18 protein-coding genes are annotated in these 18,197 nt (G+C 67.9%); 7 read left to right on the top strand and 11 right to left on the bottom strand.

The features are described from left to right. Window positions 1-58 precede the first annotated feature (58 nt). From ACVZTU_RS09705 to ACVZTU_RS09675, 7 genes are all read left to right on the top strand, one after another. The gene (locus tag ACVZTU_RS09705) at window positions 59-1,387 is read left to right on the top strand and encodes an NAD(P)-binding domain-containing protein (protein ID WP_482400299.1); all 1,329 of its coding nucleotides are present in this window, start codon (window positions 59-61) and stop codon (window positions 1,385-1,387) included. Next, window positions 1,384-2,448 carry a flavin-containing monooxygenase gene (locus ACVZTU_RS09700; protein WP_482400298.1) on the top strand — a complete coding sequence of 355 codons (1,065 nt, stop codon included), beginning with the start codon at window positions 1,384-1,386 and terminating at the stop codon, window positions 2,446-2,448. Before ACVZTU_RS09705 ends, ACVZTU_RS09700 begins: the two co-directional genes overlap by 4 nt. Next, window positions 2,441-3,700, top strand: coding sequence for an MFS transporter (locus ACVZTU_RS09695; RefSeq protein WP_482400297.1), 1,260 nt, complete (start codon window positions 2,441-2,443; stop codon window positions 3,698-3,700). Before ACVZTU_RS09700 ends, ACVZTU_RS09695 begins: the two co-directional genes overlap by 8 nt. Window positions 3,701-3,788: 88 nt before the next feature. Beyond that, a complete protein-coding gene (gene cmtR / locus ACVZTU_RS09690) occupies window positions 3,789-4,148 on the top strand; it encodes a Cd(II)/Pb(II)-sensing metalloregulatory transcriptional regulator CmtR (RefSeq protein WP_482400296.1) in 360 nt (119 codons plus the stop codon). Then, window positions 4,145-6,055: a heavy metal translocating P-type ATPase gene (locus ACVZTU_RS09685; RefSeq protein WP_482400295.1), complete on the top strand. Its 1,911-nt coding sequence runs from the start codon at window positions 4,145-4,147 to the stop codon at window positions 6,053-6,055. Before cmtR ends, ACVZTU_RS09685 begins: the two co-directional genes overlap by 4 nt. Beyond that, entirely contained in the window at window positions 6,052-6,360 is a 309-nt protein-coding gene (locus tag ACVZTU_RS09680) for a hypothetical protein (RefSeq protein WP_482400294.1), read from the top strand. The genes ACVZTU_RS09685 and ACVZTU_RS09680 overlap by 4 nt, the downstream gene beginning before the upstream one ends. Before the next feature lie 206 nt (window positions 6,361-6,566). Continuing rightward, entirely contained in the window at window positions 6,567-6,722 is a 156-nt protein-coding gene (locus ACVZTU_RS09675) for a hypothetical protein (RefSeq protein WP_482400293.1), read from the top strand. Here ACVZTU_RS09675 and ACVZTU_RS09670 read toward each other — a convergent pair. The 11 genes from ACVZTU_RS09670 to ACVZTU_RS09620 form a co-directional block, all read right to left on the bottom strand. After that, window positions 6,711-7,142, bottom strand: a complete 432-nt coding sequence (locus ACVZTU_RS09670; RefSeq protein ID WP_482400292.1) for an arsenate-mycothiol transferase ArsC — start codon at window positions 7,140-7,142, stop codon at window positions 6,711-6,713. The genes ACVZTU_RS09675 and ACVZTU_RS09670 overlap by 12 nt on opposite strands. A gap of 549 nt (window positions 7,143-7,691) precedes the next feature. Then, complete coding sequence (locus ACVZTU_RS09665; RefSeq protein WP_482400291.1) at window positions 7,692-8,747, bottom strand: ArsO family NAD(P)H-dependent flavin-containing monooxygenase; 1,056 nt, start codon at window positions 8,745-8,747, stop codon at window positions 7,692-7,694. Continuing rightward, on the bottom strand, window positions 8,744-9,166 hold the full coding sequence (locus ACVZTU_RS09660) for an arsenate reductase ArsC (protein ID WP_482400290.1): 423 nt from the start codon (window positions 9,164-9,166) through the stop codon (window positions 8,744-8,746). The genes ACVZTU_RS09665 and ACVZTU_RS09660 overlap by 4 nt, the downstream gene beginning before the upstream one ends. A 17-nt stretch (window positions 9,167-9,183) precedes the next feature. Then, complete coding sequence (locus ACVZTU_RS09655) at window positions 9,184-10,200, bottom strand: metalloregulator ArsR/SmtB family transcription factor (RefSeq protein ID WP_482400289.1); 1,017 nt, start codon at window positions 10,198-10,200, stop codon at window positions 9,184-9,186. Next, entirely contained in the window at window positions 10,197-11,294 is a 1,098-nt protein-coding gene (gene arsB / locus ACVZTU_RS09650; RefSeq protein WP_482400288.1) for an ACR3 family arsenite efflux transporter, read from the bottom strand. Before arsB ends, ACVZTU_RS09655 begins: the two co-directional genes overlap by 4 nt. A gap of 116 nt (window positions 11,295-11,410) precedes the next feature. After that, window positions 11,411-12,034 carry a CueP family metal-binding protein gene (locus ACVZTU_RS09645; protein ID WP_482400287.1) on the bottom strand — a complete coding sequence of 208 codons (624 nt, stop codon included), beginning with the start codon at window positions 12,032-12,034 and terminating at the stop codon, window positions 11,411-11,413. A gap of 183 nt (window positions 12,035-12,217) precedes the next feature. Then, window positions 12,218-12,541: a metal-sensitive transcriptional regulator gene (locus tag ACVZTU_RS09640; protein ID WP_230744252.1), complete on the bottom strand. Its 324-nt coding sequence runs from the start codon at window positions 12,539-12,541 to the stop codon at window positions 12,218-12,220. Between the two features lie 11 nt (window positions 12,542-12,552). Beyond that, window positions 12,553-14,718, bottom strand: coding sequence for a heavy metal translocating P-type ATPase (locus ACVZTU_RS09635; RefSeq protein WP_482400286.1), 2,166 nt, complete (start codon window positions 14,716-14,718; stop codon window positions 12,553-12,555). A gap of 26 nt (window positions 14,719-14,744) precedes the next feature. Beyond that, window positions 14,745-15,338 (bottom strand): YdhK family protein, encoded by a 594-nt coding sequence (locus ACVZTU_RS09630; RefSeq protein ID WP_290499756.1) that lies wholly within the window; start codon window positions 15,336-15,338, stop codon window positions 14,745-14,747. Window positions 15,339-15,489: 151 nt separating this feature from the next. Further along, window positions 15,490-15,831 carry a hypothetical protein gene (locus ACVZTU_RS09625; RefSeq protein WP_349678118.1) on the bottom strand — a complete coding sequence of 114 codons (342 nt, stop codon included), beginning with the start codon at window positions 15,829-15,831 and terminating at the stop codon, window positions 15,490-15,492. Between the two features lie 60 nt (window positions 15,832-15,891). Next, the gene (locus ACVZTU_RS09620; RefSeq protein ID WP_482400285.1) at window positions 15,892-18,162 is read right to left on the bottom strand and encodes a heavy metal translocating P-type ATPase; all 2,271 of its coding nucleotides are present in this window, start codon (window positions 18,160-18,162) and stop codon (window positions 15,892-15,894) included. Window positions 18,163-18,197: the final 35 nt, after the last annotated feature.

The following is an 18,197-nucleotide window of genomic DNA, read 5'->3' as shown; positions in this document are numbered from 1 at the left end:
ACGCATTGACATCTGTCGATACGTGAGGCAAGCTCAATCCATCGAAGAACGTCAATACATGGAGGTTGAAGTGAATCCTGTCGTCGTTATTGGGGCCGGTCCGCAGGGCCTGGCCGCTGCTGCTCATCTGCTCGAGCGAGGCCTGGAGCCTCTGGTCCTGGAGTCGGGCGACGGCCCGGCGTCGGCCGTGGTCGAGTGGGGCCACGTCCGCCTGTTCTCGCCGTGGTCCGAACTCATTGACCCAGCGTCGCGCCGGCTGCTCGAGCCGACCGGCTGGAGCGCGCCCGAGACCGGCTACCCGAGCGGCTCTCAGTGGGTCGAGGAGTACCTGGCCCCGCTGGCCGAGGCGCTGGGCGACCGTGTTCGTTACGGCTCGCGCGTCGTGGGGGTGGGCCGTAAGGGCCGCGACCTCTCCGTCGACGCCGGCCGCGCGGAGCAGCCGTTCGTCGTGCACATCCGCCGCGCCGACGGCGAAGAAGAGAGGCTCGAAGCCCAGGCCGTCGTCGACGCGTCAGGCACCTGGCGGGCCCCGAGCCCGGCGGGCGCGGAGGGACTGACTGCTCTCGGCGAGCACGCCGCCGTCGAAGCCGGATTGCTTGATCACCGCACGCCGAGCCGCGACGAGGCCGCCGAACTGGCTGGCAAGCACGTCGTCGTGGTCGGCAGCGGCCACTCGGCCGCGACAGCAATCGGCGACCTCGCGGCAGTGGTCCGCCGCGAGCCGGGCACCCGGGTGACCTGGGCGCTGCGCCGCGGTACCGTCGGCAACGCCTTCGGTGGCGGGTCGGCTGACGAGTTGCCCGAGCGCGGTGCCCTGGGCTTGCGGGCAAAGAAGGCCGTCGAAGACGGCCACGTCGACCTCGTCACCGGGTTCCGTGTCGAGCGGGTCCTCGTCGAGGATGGTCGGGCAGTCTTGGTGGGCGAAGACGGGCGGCGGCTCGAGCCCGCGGACCGAGTGGTCGTCGCGACGGGCTTCCGACCGGACCTGTCGTTCCTCTCCGAGGTCCGCCTCGACCTCGACGTGCGCCTGCAGGCTCCGACGAAGGTCGCCACTGAAGTCGACCCAAACCTTCACTCCTGCGGCTCAGTGCGCGCCACGGGAGCAGCCGACCTCGCCCACCCGGAGCCGGGCTTCTACATCGTCGGCGCGAAGTCCTACGGCCGCGCGCCGACGTTCCTGGCGATGACCGGATACGAGCAGGTCCGCAGCGTCGCCGCCGAGCTCGCCGGCGATCACGAGGCGGCTGACCGAGTCGAGCTGGAGCTGCCCGACACCGGCGTGTGCGGCGGGTCCGGCCTGTTCGACCCCCCGGAGCAGGCGACGTCGGGCGGATGCTGCACACCCGCGCCCCAGCTGGTCCAGATCGGCACGAGGACCGACGGATGAGCCGCGGTCGCCTGCTGATCGTGGGCGGCGGGCAGTCCGGCCTCGCCGCGGCCCGTGCCGGCCGCGACCGAGGCTGGGAGCCGGTGGTGATCGAGGCTGGTGACGAGCCAGTCGGGTCGTGGCCGCGCTACTACGACAGCCTGCGGCTATTCTCCCCTCGCCGGTACAGCGCCTTCCCGGGTCACCCGTTCCCCGGCGACCCCGACGGGTACCCGGGCCGCGACGAGGTCGCCGACTACTTGCGCAGCTACGCAGCGTGGCTGGGCGTCGAGGTCCGCACCGGTGCCCGCGTCACCGAGGTCGCCGCCGACGGCCCGGGCTTTGCCGTGGAGCTGGCCGACGGGAGCCGCCTGGTTGGGGACGCGCTCGTCGCTGCCTCGGGGTCGTTTGCCAGCCCCTACGTGCCGACGATCCCCGGCAGGGAGGCATTCCAGGGCCGGGTCCTGCACGTGGCCGACTACCGATCGCCGGAGGAGTTCGCCGGTCAGCGGGTCGTGGTCGTCGGGGCGGGCAACTCCGCCGTCCAGGTCGCCCACGAACTGGCTGAGCACGCCCGGACGTCGCTGGCGGTGCGGGACCGGCTGCGGTTCGCGCCGCAGGTGATCGCCGGGCGTGACCTGCACTGGTGGTTGCAACTCACCCGCGCCGACCTCCTGCCGCCGTCGGTCCTGAACAGGATTATCACAGGCACACCGGTCATCGACGCCGGAAAGTACAGGAGGGCGCTGGAGGCTGCCCGGCCCGACCAGCGGCCGATGTTCGCCGCGTTCTCCCCGGACGGGGTCGTGTGGCCCGACGGATCCTGCGAGGAGGTCGACTCGGTGGTCTTCGCGACCGGCTACCGGCCGCACCTGCCCTACCTCGCCTCGCTCGGCGTCCTCGACCGGGCCGGCGCGCCGAGGCACGACCGCGGCGTGGCGACTTCGCTGCCGGGGCTGGGATTCCTCGGCCTGGAGTTCCAGCGCTCGTTCTCCTCGAACACGCTGCGCGGGGTCCACCGCGACGCCCGGTACGTGGTCGACGCCCTGATCAGGCAGCCGCGGGGCGTGGCCGTTGCCTGAGCGCGCCCATCGCCCGTCGCTGGGCGCGGTGCTGGCGGCGCTGTGCGTGACCGAGATCGTCTCCTGGGGACTGCTCTACTACGCCTTCCCGGTGCTCGCTCCGCGGATCAGCGCGGACACCGGGTGGTCGCCGGTGGCCGTCACCTCGGCGTTCTCTGTGGCCCTGGCTGTGTCGGCGTTGGCCGGGGTGCCGGTCGGGCGCTTTATCGATCGGCACGGACCCCGTCTCGTCATGACGGCTGGCTCGGGTCTCGGCGTCGTGACGCTGGTGGTGATCGCCGCGTCGCCGAACCTGCTGGTGTTCATCGTCGGCTGGGCGCTGGCCGGAGTCGCCATGGCCGGAGTGCTCTACCCGCCGGCCTTCGCCGCGATCACCGGCTGGTTCGCAGCCGGCCGCCTCGGCGCGCTGACCACCTTGACGCTGGTGGCAGGACTGGCGAGCACGGTCTTCGCGCCGTTGACCGCAGCCGCGTATGAACAGGTGGGATGGCGAGGCACCTACCTCTGGGCGGCGGTCGTGCTGGCGGTCCTCACGCTCCCGATCCACTCGCTCGTGCTGCGACGCCCCTGGCCCCACCCGGTGCACGTCGACGCGGAGGAACCAGAGGCCGAGAAGGCCTATGCCTCTGGCGTCGTCCGGGACGCACGGTTCCGGCTGCTTGCCGCCGGACTGACCTTGGTCGCCCTGGCCATGTACGCTGCGCTGCTGGCTCTGGTACCGCTCATGCTCGAGCGCGGCCTGAGTCCTCAGGCCGCCGCCTGGGTGCTCGGCCTCGGCGGTCTCGGCCAGGTCGCCGGTCGGCTCGTCTACACCGCTCTTGCCCGACATGCCTCGCTGACCGTGCGCACTGCGACCGTGTTCGGCCTCGTCACCGTCAGCACCGCGGTGCTCGCTGTGGTCCCCGGGCCGGTTGGTCTGCTCGTCGCGGCGTCGATGACCGCCGGAGTCGGACGCGGCATCGCGACGCTGCTCCAGGCGACCGCGGTCACCGACCGGTGGGGCGCACGCGGATACGGCCGCCTCTCTGGCGTCCTCGGCCTCCCGGTCCTGCTGGCCACCGCCTTGGCTCCCGGGGCCGGTGCGGTCCTCGCCGAGGTCACCGGCAACTACGCAACCGGGTTCGCGATCCTGGCCGCGGTGGCCGCCACGGGCACCGTGCTCATGGTCGCCAGCACACACGGGAGAGAGGCAACCGCCGGTCAAATGCGCCCGCTGGACATGCAGGTCGGCAATCTTCGCCGCCGATCGTGAAGTCATCGAGGGGATCCCTGCGGTGGGGTCAGCGTCGAGCCAACACAGGGATCGACAATAGTTCAGCGTACACTGTATAATTCAGTATATGCTGACCATTGCTTCACGCCTCGGCGTCATGAACCGGCTCGGCCGGGCCATGGCGGACCCGACGCGATCCCGTATCTTGATGACCCTGCTCGACGGCCCGAGCTACCCGGCCGTGCTCTCGCGCGAGCTGGAGCTGACGCGCTCGAACGTGTCGAACCACCTGACATGCCTGCGCGACTGCGGGATCGTGGTCGCCGAGCCCGAGGGGCGGCAGGCGCGCTACGAGATCGCCGACCCTCATCTCGCGGCGGCGCTCACGGCGCTCGTGGACGTGACGCTGGCCGTCGATGAGCACGCGCCCTGTGTGGACTCTCGGTGCACCGTGCCCGGCTGCTGCGGGACGGGGGCGGGCGAGTGAGCGCGGCGTGCGGCTGCGACGAGCCCGAGACCACGACCGACGAAGAACCCGAGGAGACGGAGCGCCCCTGGTGGCGCGATCGCGGGATCGTGGTCCCGGTCTTCTCCGGCGTCGCCTTCCTGACCGGTCTGGCGTTGGAGTGGTCCGGGACGGAGATCCTGGCGCTGGTGTTGTTCTGGATCGGCCTGCTGCTGGGAGCGTCGACGTTCACGCCGGGTGCGATCCGGAAGCTGTTCAAGGGCAAGCTGGGGATCGGCTTGCTGATGACGATCAGCGCGGTAGGTGCGGTGATCCTCGGCTATGTCGAGGAAGCCGCCGCCCTTGCGTTCCTCTACTCGATCGCGGAAGCACTGGAGGACAAGGCGATGGACCGCGCCCGCGGCGGGCTCCGGGCGCTGCTCAAGTTCGTCCCGGAGACCGCCGCCATCCGGCGCGACGGCGCATCGGTCGAGGTCGCCGCGAAAGACCTCGCCGTCGGCCAGCTCATGCTGGTGCGGCCGGGCGAGCGGATCGCGACCGACGGAATCGTCCGCACGGGACGCTCCAGCCTGGACACCTCCGCGATCACCGGCGAGTCGATCCCGGTCGAGGTCGATCCCGGCGACGCCGTGTCGGCGGGAGCGATCAACACCGCGGGTGCGCTTGAGGTCGAGACGACTGCGGCGGGCACCGACAACTCGCTGACCACGATCGTTGAGCTGGTGGAGCAGGCGCAGGCCGAGAAGGGCGACCGCGCCCGCCTCGCCGACCGGATCGCCCGGCCTTTAGTGCCCGGCGTGCTGATCCTCGCTGCACTGGTGGCGCTGATCGGGTCGCTGATCGGAGACCCGGAGCTGTGGATCACTCGCGCCCTCGTCGTCCTCGTGGCGGCGTCGCCGTGCGCGCTGGCGATCTCGGTCCCGTTGACCGTGGTCGCCGCGATCGGGTCGGCGAGCAAGTTCGGGGTGATCATCAAGTCGGGTGCCGTGTTCGAGCGCTTCGGCGTGATCCGTCACGTCGCCGTCGACAAGACCGGCACTCTCACCCTGGGCGAGCCCACCGTCACCACCGTCCTCACCGCTGACGGTGTGAGCGAGGCGGAGGCGCTGGCGTGGGCGGCCGCACTGGAGCAGCACAGCACCCACCCCCTCGCGGCCGCGATCACCGCTGCCTCTCCCGGCGCTCCTGCGGCCGACGGCGTGGCCGAGCAGGCCGGGCACGGGATCGGAGGCGAGCTCGACGGCGCGCGGATCACCGTCGGCAGTCCCCGCTGGCTGAACGCCGGGACGCTCGACGACCGGGTAGCGGGCCTGGAGGAGCAGGGCATGACGGTCGTGATCGTCCACCGCGACGGCGAGCCGGTCGCCGCGATCGGCGTCCGTGACGAGCTGCGACCGGAGGTCCCTGAGGTCGTCGGCACGCTCGCGTCCCAGGGCGTCGGCGTGACCATGCTCACCGGCGACAACGCCCGCACCGCACGTGCCCTCGCTGCGCAGGCCGGGATCGACGACGTCGGCGCGGAGCTGCGCCCCGAAGACAAGGCCGCTGCGATCGACGAACTCGGCCAGCACGGGTCGGTGGCGATGATCGGCGACGGCATCAACGACGCCCCGGCGCTGGCAGCCGCGGACATCGGGATCGCGATGGGCGCGACCGGCTCCGACGCGGCGATCGAGTCCGCCGACGTCGCGTTCACCGGCCACGACCTGCGCCTACTCCCGCGCGCGTTCGACCACGCGCGGCGCGGGCGGCACATCATCAACCAGAACATCATCCTGTCGCTGCTGATCATCGCCGCGCTTCTGCCGCTCGCGCTCTTCGGCGTCCTGGGACTCGCCGCCGTGGTGCTGGTGCACGAGATCGCCGAGGTGGTCGTGATCCTCAACGGCCTGCGCGCAGCGCGGACGCGGAAGGAGCGGATCTCGTGAAGGTCGAACTGCTCCACATCGTCGACTGCCCGAACACGGTCAGCGCCGAAGCCAACGCACGCGCAGCGCTGGATGCTCTCGAACTCACGGCCGTGCCCATCCAAATCGTCACGATTCATACGGAGGTCGATGCAACGAACACGCAGTTCGCAGGCTCGCCCACGATCCTCGTCGACGGCGTCGACCTGTTCCCAACGACACGAGTTCGTTCGCTGGCGTGCCGGGTCTATGCCTCGGGGAGCGGACTCGCTGGCGCACCCGGTCAGAAGCAGATCGAAGCGGCGCTGCGCGCAAGACTGGATTGACGACCAGCGGTGAGTGCCATGAGCTGCTCAATTCGGTACTGAGCTCAACGGGGACACGCGGATAACCCGTAGCCGGATGGGCGCGCCGGCGCACCGGCTGATGATGGAGTGAAAGTCGAGCGGGTGGGAGGCGATCGTGGACGCAGTCGACCTTTGGCATCCATATGTGTGGTGACGTGAGTGCTGCTGGTGACAAGTCTCTCCTGGTGAATCCGACGGCCGAAGCGACCGCCCCCGTCGTCAGCGGCTTCGCCGTCCTCGCTGACCTTGAGGCGGTGTTCAGGATCGCCAACGCGCCAGAGAACATCCAGGCGGGCGAAGGCGACGACGGCGATGGGTGCGTGACCGGCTCAGGGCTCTGACATCTTGACAAGCTCCGCGGCCAGGCAACGGACCTTTTCGGCGAGCTCGTCGCGGACCAGGCGCATTCGTTCCTCGCCCTCGATCCCTCGCGCCGAGGGCTCGTCGATCGTCCATGTCTCGATAGTCCCGGCCATCCCCGGCACAGGCTCGACGACAGCCTCGTCGCCGATCACGACGACGCGGTCCACAGTCCGCAGCAGGTCGGGACTAATCGGTTTCGGGTGCTCGCCGTCTATGCTCGCCCCGACCTCGGCGACAGAGACAGCGGACAGGGCGTTGAGCGCTGTCCCAGGGGAGGTGCCCGCCGAGTGCACCCGGACGGAGTTGCCGGCGACCTGGCGCATGAGTGCGGCGGCCATCTGCGACTTGCCTGCGTTCTTGACGCAGACGAACAGGACGGTCGGCTTCTTCTCGATCACGATATCTACCTTTGTTCAGTCGACGCGAAGAGCCACCAGGAGCTCGCGGACACGGGCCGCGATGTCATCGCGGCCGAGCAGTCCCCGCATGCCAGCGGCTCGTCATTGTCGAGGGACCAGTGGATGGCGTTCATGTCCACCACTCATCAACAGGGGCGCGCCAGCGGCATCAGCACGACTTGGCAGCGGACTCTGGCCCAGTGGCTGCCAGTTCGCGCCGACGTTGCTCCGCTCGGTGCACGGAGACGGACTCGACGAAAGCTTCGCGGCAAGTCGCGCAGCAGATCTTCCGGCCATCGGGCAGCAGGCGCGTGGGCGATCCCACGGCGTTCTGGCGCACGCGCTCGTCCGCGCAGACTGTCGCATGCTCCCGGCACAGCGCCGCGCCGCAGTGCTGGCAGAAGGCGACGGCGGGGACAGAACCCTGCCCGGCCGCTTCGTGTTCCCAGCAGTCCATCTGCAACTCCTTGATTCGATGATGATCTATATAGAATCTACGCGACGCATCGATAGACGTCAATATCATCTGCGCCATCGATACGCTCGACATCAGCGTTGGGCCCTAGCCATCCGAGCGCCGATCTCGGCGACGGCGGGCTTGGCGGTGCGAGCCGCGCCGATGATGGTGGCGGAGGCGAATCCGGTCCAGTCGCCGTAGCCGAGCAAGTGCAGCCCACGGTGGTCGATGCTTCGAGTTCCGTCGGTGGCGGGATGGCCGTTCTCGCGCGTCAGTCCGAGCCCGCTCAGGTGGCTGAGGTGTGGGCGGAAGCCGGTGCACCAGATGATCGCATCGCACTCGTGCTCGCGGCCGTCATTCCAGGAGACTCCCGTCGGGCTGAGGCGGTCGAACATGGGCGAACGGTCCAGGACACCGCGATCTCGTGCTGCCTGTACGGGAGGCACCATGACGATGTCTCCAAGTCCGGCCACACCGTCGTGGTTCCGGCCAGAGCGACGGGCTGCCTCGCGGGCGGTAGCGACGTCAAAGAGCACTCTGCCGTCGACATCGTCTGGCATGAATCGCGGCGGGTGCCGGGTGACCCACAGCGTCTCGGCCACCATGGAGACCTCGGCGAGAATCTGCGCGGCCGAGTTCCCTCCTCCGACGACCACGACCCGTTGGCCGGCGAACATGCCGGGCGAGTCGTAGTCGACGGTGTGCAGCTGCCTGCCGGAGAACGTGCCCTGACCGGGGACGTACGGCAGGTAGGGGCTCTGCCACGTGCCGGTGGCACTGATCACCGCAGCGGCTTTCAGAGAGCCTGCGTCCGTCTCCACGATCCAACGATCATTCTCCCGGCGGACGCTGGTGACACCGACCGATCGGCGCACAGGCAACTCGTAGCGCTCCTCGTATCGTGCGAGGTAGTCCACAACGTGGCTCGCGGTGGGGAACTCCTCGCCGGTCTGGGCAGGCATCGGCCATCCGGGCAGAGGACTGTACTGGGCTGGGGAGAACATCCTGAGCGATTGCCAGCCGTGCTGCCAGGCCCCGCCCGGTCGTTCCTGTTCGTCGAGGATGACGAAGTCCAGGCCGGCGCGGCTGAGGAAGTATCCGGCGGAGAGACCGGCCTGGCCTCCTCCGATGACGACGACGTCACTCACGCCCGCGCCGGGTCCTGGCCGAGCAACTCTGAGATGAGCGTCTCGATCCGAGACCTGATTTCGTCGCGGATCGGGCGCACCGCCTCGATGCCCTGGCCAGCGGGATCGTCGAGCTTCCAGTCCTCGTAGCGCTTGCCGGGGAAGAACGGGCAAGCGTCACCGCAGCCCATCGTGATCACGACGTCGGAGTCCTGCACGGCCTCGGTGGTGAGGACCTTGGGCTCCTCGGCGGTGATGTCGATCCCCGCCTCGGCCATGGCCTCTACAGCGACCGGGTTGATCTGCTCGGCGGGCATGGATCCTGCCGAGCGGACCTCGATGCGGTCGCCAGCGAGGTGGCGCAGCCAGCCGGCGGCCATCTGGGAGCGGCCGGCGTTGTGGACGCAGACGAACAGGACGGAGGGTGTTTGATCGTTCATGTCTGTGCTTCTCTCAGTCATTCGGTGGTGAGCGTGTTGAGGAGTCGGCTGACGTGTGCGGCGATGTCGTCACGAATTGCGGCGAGTCCCTCCGGCGAGGCCAAGGCCGGGTCGCCGACGGCCCAGTCCTCGTATCGGACTCCGGGGACGATGGGGCAGGCGTCGCCGCACCCCATGGTCACCACCACATCGGCTGCGCGAATAGCGTCGTCGGTGAGCGGCTTGGGGAACGCCTCGTCGGCGGCCTCGCGGTAGATCTCGGCGACGAGGTCGCGCACGTGCGGGTGGACGCCTACCGCCGGGGTCGAGCCGGCGGACCGAGCGATAACCCTGCCCCCGGACAAACTGTGGGTCAGCGCCGCTGCCAGCTGGGATCGACCTGCGTTGGCGACGCAGACGAATAGAACTTGTGGCGGGGCGGTCGCTGGGTCGCGGGTGAGGTCAGCCAGCCGCTGCCGGGCAAAGCGCTCGGTCAGGGGCACCAGGTAGCGTGTGATCTTCGCCGACCGAGCCAGTGCAGTGTGCGAGTCCCGGACAATGCTGGTGATGGTCTCCTGCGGCACCTGCGGCGTCGCATTCGCGAGGTCGGCGGCCAGGCGTTCGATATGCAGGGCCATGCCCTCCAGCTCTGCGGCGGTCGTCGTCTCCGCTTCCACCGTGGGAGCGACAACCGCGGGCGCGAACCCCTCGAGCAAGGCGGCGACGGCGGCCTCCTTCTCTGGAGCGACGCGGTACCAGACCCAGGTCCCACGGCGCTCGGAATCGAGCAGCCCCACTGTCCGGAGGACCTTGAGATGGTGGGACACGGTCGGCTGAGAGACGTCGGCGAGCTCGGCGAGATCGCACACGCACGACTCTCCACGAGGATCGACAGCGATTGCCGAGAGCATCCGCAGACGCAACGGTTCGGCGAGGGCCTTGAGAGTGCCAGCAAGGGTCGCGGCAATCTCCTGGCCGAGACCAGCCGAAGCCGGCGGTACCTGGGGCAGGCAATCCCCGCCGGGGGATGACGGCGTCAGTACTTCGTCGGTCATGATGCTCGTACCTCCTGGTTATAGGGATCGGTGCGGAACCACGCCTTGGCGGCCCAGAGGGAGACGTAGACGAGGCCGACGAGGACAGGCACCTCGATGAGCGGTCCGACGACGCCGGCCAGCGCTTGACCGGAGGCCGCGCCGAAGGTGCCGATCGCGACGGCGATCGCCAGCTCGAAGTTGTTGCCCGCAGCGGTGAATGCCAGAGTGGTCGACCGTGCATAGCCGAGTCCGATGCCCTTGCCCAGCAACAGACCTGCGAACCACATGACGGTGAAGTACACCAGCAGCGGCAGCGCGATCCGGACGACATCCAGAGGCTGGCTCGTGATCTGCTCACCTTGGAGGGCGAAGAGCAATACGACGGTGAACAGCAGCCCGTACAGGGCCCATGGTCCGACCTTTGGGACGAATTTCTCCTCGTACCAGTCTCGCCCCTTGCGCTTCTCACCGATCCACCGCGAGGCGAACCCAGCGATCAGGGGCACTCCGAGGAAGACGAGGACATTGAGAGCGATCTGACCCATCGAGACCTCGAGCCCATGTGTGTCCAGACCGAGCCAGCTCGGTAGGACGCTGAGGTAGAACCAGCCGAGGACGGAGAACATGACGACTTGGAAGACCGAGTTGATCGCCACCAGCACTGCGGTCGCCTCTCGGTCGCCGCAGGCCAGGTCGTTCCAGATCACGACCATGGCGATGCAACGGGCAAGGCCGACGATGATGAGTCCGGTGCGGTACTCGGGAAGGTCGGGCAGGAAAATCCAGGCCAGGGCGAACATGATCGCTGGGCCAGCGAGCCAATTGAGCACCAGAGAGGAGATGAGGAGTTTCTTGTCGCCAGTGACAGCGGCGACTTTGTCGTAGCGGACCTTGGCCAGGACCGGGTACATCATCACGAGGAGTCCGAGCGCGATCGGCACGGAGATCCCGCCGAGCTCCAGATGCGACAACAGATTGGAGATTCCAGGGATGAATCGTCCCAGGAGGAGGCCTGCGACCATCGCCAGCCCGATCCACAGCGGCAGCCACCTGTCCAGGGTCGAGAGCCGTCGCGTCACAGAGGGTGCAGTGAGAGATGCTTGATTAGACATGCCTCTATATTGAAGGATATCGATGCAATCAGCAAGTCAGTCGTGCTCACCCTCCGAAGCCGCGGCTCGCCCATCGCGGTGATCTGCAGCTCCTCGCCATTTTCAGCGTCCGGGCGTCAAGCCAGCTGAAGACCAGTCAAGCAGGTGGGGTCGTCGAGGCGGGTCGAGATGTCTTGTTTCGCGGTGCGGTCTTCGGTTCTGACCGTGAGCGTCGCGTCAATGCCGCGGGGCAGCCAGAGTCCGACGAATCCGTTGTCGTAAGTCGTGAGTGTTTCATCGAGGATGGTCTTCCCGGACGTCGCCTCGACCACGGTGACGTCGACGTCAGTATTGGCGAGCTCGCCGCGGCAAGTAGTGAGGCTGTGAAAGTAGCATTCGTGAGTCTGGCCGCGATATGGGGCGATAGAGACGTAGAATTCGTCTTTTGGCATCGGCAGAGTGGTTTGATTGTTCTGATCGTCGGTCAGGACGAGTTGGTCGGGTTCAATCGAAGCGATGAGTTCAGACGAGCGATCTGCCACCTTCGTTGTGTCGAGGCGCTTGATGATTTCCCGTGCATTCAGTCCGTCTAGATTATGCTCAACCACCAGTGAGTGATCGGATCCTGCGTCAGCGGACGGTTCCGCATCAGCACAGCCGCTGAGCAGGAGGACGGCGCTGGTCGCCAGCGCGGTCATGGTCGCGCAGAGTCTCAGGCGGCTCCTGGAGGGCTGGATCGGAGTAACAATGGCAAGGGGCATGCCCAACTCTTTTCTGAGGTGAAAGTGTTCATGTCGTCAGGTAAGACCTAAAGCAGCCCGATTTCGCCGGTGCCAAGGGCAAGACGAAGCGCAGCGCACGCCTGCCAGGAGACATCGAGAGCCTTGTCTTGACCTGGGGCGCAACCGGTCCGAGGCATCCTGTATTGGCGAAATCGGATGGTATCAGGAGCGGACGAGGCGATTGATGGCATCGGTGGCTTCCTGGATCTTGGCGATGGCCGCGTCCTCATCGCCTTGCTTGGCGGCGTCGAGCACGCAGTGCTTGAGGTGGTCATCGAGCAGGCCGGTCGCTACCCCCTGCAGGGCCCGGGTGAGCGCCGAGACCTGGGTGAGGATGTCGATGCAGTACTTCTCGTCGTCGATCATCTTGGTGATGCCGCGGGCCTGGCCTTCGATGCGCTTCATGCGGTTGCGGTAACGGTCCTTGTCGCTGATGTAACCGTGCTGGTGCGCCCCGGTCTCATCGGTTGCAGTGTCGGTGTTCATGGGTGTGTCCTTCACTTCTGGCGCTCCAGGACGGAGCGAGTGCTGGCATCTGGGGTGAGGTCGATGCGACGCAGCAGCTGGGCATTGAGCGCGACGACGACAGTGGAGATCGACATCAGGATCGCGCCGACCGACATCGGCAGGACGAACCCGACAGGTGCGAGCACGCCCGCCGCGAGCGGTACAGAGAGCAGGTTGTATCCGGCAGCCCACCACAGGTTCTGCTTCATTTTACGGTATGCGGCACGGGAGAGCTGGATGACCGACAGGACGCTGCGCGGGTCGGAGCTGGCGAGGATGACGCCGGCAGAGGCGATGGCGACGTCTGTGCCTGCCCCGATGGCGATACCGACGTCGGACTGCGCCAGCGCAGGGGCATCGTTGACGCCGTCGCCGACCATCGCGACCCTCTTGCCCTCGTCCTGGAGCGCAGCGACCTTGGCGGACTTGTCCTCGGGGCGGACGCCGGCGAAGACACGGTCGATGCCGAGTTCCCGGCCCACCTCGTTCGCCACGGCCTCGGCGTCGCCGGTGATCATGACGACCTCGACGCCGAGCTCATGGAGGGCGTCGACGGCGTCGCGGGACTCGGGCCGGACCTCGTCGGCGAGCTTGAGGCCGCCGATCACTTGGCCGTCGCGGAGGACGTGCAGGATGATCGCACCCTCGGCTCGCCACGCGTGGGCCGTGTCGACCTCGTCCTGCCCGGTCTCCTCGAGCAGCCGTGGACCGCCGACGCGAATCTCCTGGTCGGCCACGGTCGCGGTGACGCCGACTGCCGGGGAGGAGGAGAACCCACTGGCCGGTTCGAGGGCGAGGCTCTTCTCCTTGGCGGCGATGAAGATGGACCGGGCGAGCGGGTGCTCGCTGTCGGCCTCGGCGGAGGCGGCCAGGGCGAGCACCTCGTCGGAGTCCAGGCCTGCGGTCGGTTCGACGCCGGTGACGGTGGGGTCGCCCTTGGTCAGGGTGCCGGTCTTGTCGAAGAGCACCGCATCGACCTGGCGCATGGACTCCAGCGCGAGGCGGTCCTTGATCAGGACGCCGCCGCGGGCGGCGCGCTCGGTGGCGATGGACACGACCAGAGGGATCGCCAGACCGAGCGCGTGCGGGCAGGCGATGACGAGCACGGTGATGGTGCGGATGACGGCATCGTCGGGCAGCCCGAAGAGGGTCCAGGCGACGGCAGTGATCAGAGCGGCCCCGAGGGCGAACCAGAACAGCAAGGCAGCCGCCTTGTCGGCGATGCGCTGGGCGCGGGACGAAGACCCCTGGGCCTCGGCGACGAGCCTGTTGATGCCGGCCAGTGCCGTGTCGTCGCCGGTGGCGGTGATCTCCACCCGCAATCCGGAGTCAGTGGCCACAGTGCCGGCGGTGACCGCATCGCCCTCGCCGCGAGTGACGGGGCGGGACTCGCCGGTGATCATCGACTCGTCCATGTCGGCGCGGCCGTCGACGATCGTACCGTCAGCGGGGACACTGCCGCCGGGGCGGACGATGACGACGTCGTCGACACGCAGCTCGGCCGGGTCGACCTTGACGGTTTCGTCACCCTCGACGCGCTCCGCTTCGTCGGGCAGCAACGCGGCCAGGGAGTCCAGCGCCGAGGTTGTCTGGGCCAGGGACCGCATCTCGATCCAGTGACCGAGCAGCATGATCACGATCAGCAGTGCCAGCTCCCACCAGAACTCGAGCTCGTGGTGGACGAGCCCGAGAGTGGCGGCCCAGGAGGCGAGGAAAGCGACGGTGATGCCGAGTCCGATGAGCAGCATCATCCCGGGTTTGCGGGTTTTCAGCTCGCTGACGGCACCGGTGAGGAACGGTGTGCCGCCCCAGGCGTACATGACGGTGCCGAGCACGGCGGCGACCCAGCCCGCCCAGTTGGGCACCGAGTAACCGAGCAGCATGGCGAACATCGGTGAGAAAGCGACCACGGGCACTGCGATGACGAGGTTGATCCAGAACAGCCGCCGGAACTGGCCCACATGGTCCCCATGCCCGGCATGACCACCGTGACCAGCATGTTCACCGTGATCGCGGTGGTCCATGCCGTGTCCCTCATGCTCTGCGTGTGCACCGGCCGCGTGGGCATGGTCCGGCGTCGCGGCGGCGTGGTGGTCGCCATGCGCCTTCTCGGCAGTGTCGACGCGGTGGTGCTGATGTTCGTTCGGATCTGTCATCGTCTTGCTCCCCTCGTGCGGCCGGCTCAGGAGGCCGGCTGGATCTCGCTCTCGACGACCCACTTGTGGTTCGTCATGGTCATGCCGTCGGACTCGTAGTCGACCATGTAGACGGTCTCGTCGGTGGAGGAGGCGATGGTCGCCTTCGCGCCCTTCATGCCTTCCATGTGCTCGGCCTCCAAGGTGGCCTCAGTGCCGTCGGCCAGACGCTGATCACCAGCGTCCTTGATCTCCTCCTGCACGACCCACTTGTGGTCCTTGATCGGATCCCCGCCAGTGGTGGGCGTGAAGTTCACCGCGTAGGTGTAGGTGTCGAACGCGCCGACGATCGTGGCGTTTGCGCCGCCCATGCCCTCCATGTGGTCGGCGGTGAGCGTGACCTCGGTGCCGACCGGGTACTTCGGCGACGCGGCCTTCTCGATGCCGGCGGGGGCGGGACCACCGTCCATCGGGTGCTCCATCCCGCCGCCGTCGCTGCTGCCACTGCTTCCGTGGCCCTCGTGCTGACTGGTCGACGAGGGCGTCGCCTGTTCCTGGTCTCCGCCAGTGCTGCAGCCGGTGAGCACGAGTGCTCCGCCGAGGACTCCTGCGGCGACGGTGGTCATGAGGCGTTTACGCATAAAATCTCCAATTCATTAGTCTGACCCCATCGAGAACATACCCCTAAGGGGTATAAGTCAAGAGGTCGATCGACGGGCGTGGAACCGATTAGCTTCGATCTCGAGACCCAGGGCGGCAGTGGTGATGCTGCAGTCCCGGTGCGCCTGTGGATCAAGCCATGTTGGCGGCGTACTTGGCGGGGTCGGAGTCGAAGGTCGGTCCGCAGCCGGGGCAGCAGAGCCAGTAGCGCTGCCCGTCGTAGTCGCGGAAGAGGCCCTTTTCTTCTGCTGCTTTTTTACTGACAGGGTTGCCGACCATGACGGGGCAGGTGGTCATGTCGTCGCCGCCTTCGACGATTAGGTTCTCGCGATGGCCGGCCTCGACCTCGGGGCTTCCCTGGCTGGCCGTGCCGCAGCAGCTGGAGTCGGTGCTGACAGCTGCCTCGTCGGCGGATGCTGCGGGTGCAGGGGAGGTGCTGCAGCAGCTGGTGGGTGTCTGGTGTTCGTTGCTCATTCTCGGTCAATGCCTTTCGTGTGTTCGTGTGTTCGTGTGGCTGAGATGGGTTCTGCGGCGTCACTGTTTGGCGACACTGCGGAACCCGCGCAGGCGGAGGCTGTTGCCAACGACGAAGACGGATGAGAACGCCATCGCCGCGCCTGCGAGCATGGGATTGAGCATGCCCAGCGCTGCGACAGGGATGGCCGCGACGTTGTAGGCGAAGGCCCAGAACAGGTTGGACTTGATTGTGCCCAGTGTTTTGCGGGAGAGCCGGATCGCGTCCACCGCGGCCCGCAGGTCCCCGCGCACGAGGGTGATGTCGGAGGCCTCGATGGCGACGTCGGTGCCGGTGCCCATCGCCAGGCCCAGGTCGGCCTGGGACAGTGCTGGGGCGTCGTTGACGCCGTCGCCGACCATCGCGACGACCTTGCCCTCGCCCTGGAGTCCGGTGACGACGTCGACCTTGTCCTTGGGCAGGACCTCGGCGATGACCTTCTCGATGCCGACCTCGGCGGCGATCCGACGGGCCACGGCCTCGTTGTCGCCGGTGAGCAGGACCGGAGTGAGACCCAGGTCCTTCAGGCCTTGGATCGCCTCGGCGCTGGTGGGCTTGACAGTGTCGGCGACGACGAGGATCCCGCGGGCCTGTCCGTCCCAGCCGACGGCGACGACGGTCTTACCTTCGTCCTCGGCCGCGGCCTTGGCGGCTGCGACATCGGAGGAGAGGTGCTGTGACCATTCGGCCAGCAGGGACTCTCGGCCGACGAGCGCGCCGCGGCCGTCGACGACGCCCTGGACGCCTTTGCCCTCGATGTTGGCGAAGTCCTCCGGTGTCGGCAGCTGCCCGACCTCCACCGCCGCGCCCTTGGCGATGGCCTGGGCGATCGGGTGCTCGGAGGCGTCTTCCAAAGCGCCGGCGAGGCGAAGCAGCTCGGTGCGGTCAGTGTCCGGCTCGGTGATTGCGTCGACCAGGGTCATCTTGCCGGTGGTGACGGTGCCGGTCTTGTCGAGGACGACGGTGTCGACCTTGCGCGTGGATTCGAGGACTTCGGGGCCCTTGATGAGGACGCCCATCTGTGCGCCGCGGCCGGTCCCGACCAGCAGTGCTGTCGGGGTGGCCAGGCCGAGGGCGCAGGGGCAGGCGATGACGAGGACTGCCACGGCTGCGGTGAAGGCGGCGGAGATGCCGGGTCCGAAGATCAGCCATGCGCCGAGCGTGACGAGGGCGATGGCGATGACGATCGGTACGAAGATGCCGGAGATCCGGTCGGCCAGGCGCTGGGCGGCGGCCTTGCCGGACTGGGCATCCTCCACCAGCTTGGCCATCTGTGCCAGCTGCGTATCCGAACCGACCCGGGTCGCCCGCACGACAAGACGCCCGCCAGCGTTGACCGTGGCCCCAGTCACCGCGTCGCCGGCGACGACCTCGACGGGAACGGACTCGCCGGTGAGCATGGATGCGTCCACGGCCGAGGTGCCGGTCATGACAGTGCCGTCGGTGGCGATCTTCTCGCCGGGGCGGACGACGAACTCGTCACCGACGGCCAACTCTCCGGTCGGGATCTTGGTCTCGACGCCGTCGCGCAGGACGGAGACCTCTTTCGCCCCGAGGTCGAGCAGGGCGCGCAGTGCGGCACCGGCCTGTCGCTTGGAGCGCTTCTCGAAGTAGCGGCCGGCGAGGATGAACATCGTCACACCCGCGGCGGCCTCGAGGTAGATGTTGCCCGCGCCGTCGGACGGCGCGATGGTGAACTCGAAGGGATGCGTCATCCCCGGCATGCCGGCGTGGCCGAGGAACAATGCATAGAGCGACCACAGGAACGCCGCGCTCGTGCCCATCGAGACGAGGGTGTCCATCGTGGCTGTGCCGTGCTTGAGGTTGGTCCATGCGGCCTTGTGGAACGGCCACCCCGCCCAGACGATCACCGGCGCGGCCAGAGCCAGCGAAGCCCACTGCCAGTAGGTGAACTGCAAGACCGGGATCATGGCCATCGCGATCACCGGGACCGTGAGCACGATCGACCCGATCAGCCTCTGCTTGAGCGAGGTCAGTTCGGGATCATCGGCTTGGTCCTGATCGTTGCCTTTGGAGTCTGTCGTCGCGGCTTCGGGCCGGGGCAGTGTCGCGGTGTAGCCGGTCTTCTCGACCTCGGCGACCAGCAGGGCCGGGTCGTAGCCGGCGGGCAGGGTGACCTTGGCCTTTTCGGTGGCGTAGTTGACGCTCGCGGTGACGCCGTCGAGCTTGTTGAGCCTGCGCTCGATCCTGTTCGCACAGGAGGCGCACGTCATCCCACCGACCTCCAGCTCGATGCCGGTATCCGCGCTCAGCGGCGCTGGTGCGCTCATGCTGTTGCCTTCTCTCTGCTCTGCCGCGGCCGCTC

This window comes from Brevibacterium sp. OS20 (assembly GCF_056837565.1).
This window is presented reverse-complemented; position numbering and strand designations above follow the sequence as displayed.